1 protein-coding gene is annotated in these 376 nt (G+C 39.1%); it reads right to left on the bottom strand.

All coding sequences use genetic code 11. From position 1 onward, the window contains the following. Nucleotides 1-376 (bottom strand): RNA-guided endonuclease InsQ/TnpB family protein (locus tag DDE80_RS15870; RefSeq protein ID WP_153060955.1); only part of this gene is annotated, 376 nt, incomplete at both ends.

The following is a 376-nucleotide window of genomic DNA, read 5'->3' as shown; positions in this document are numbered from 1 at the left end:
ATTTTTTAGTCGAAGGGAACCATTTATCAATTTTCACGAGCTGTTTCCCTTGTTCTTTTAGCTTGTACGATAAGAATGTAGTGAACATGCCCCAACCATTGTCGTGAACGCTTTTACCAAAGTGAAGAGCTTGAGACATTCCTTTCATGTCCAAGTCCTCGATGATAACAGCGTCATAGGTTGTCGCTAATTCTTTTGATTGATGGTGTAGAAAGTTCTTACGTTGATTGGCTGTTTTTTCTTGTAGTTCAGCCACTTTCAAACGTTGTTTTTCCCAACGTGCAGAACCTTTCTTTCTACGAGATAGGATGCGTTGTTCTTTTGCTAATTTGTCTAATGATTGTCGATAAAAACGTGGGTAATTGGCTTTCTCACC

The sequence above is a fragment of the Metalysinibacillus jejuensis genome (assembly GCF_003057615.1).
Lineage (GTDB): Bacteria > Bacillota > Bacilli > Bacillales_A > Planococcaceae > Metalysinibacillus > Metalysinibacillus jejuensis.
Note: the sequence above shows the minus strand (reverse complement) of the source record. Positions and strands in the feature narration are given on the sequence as shown.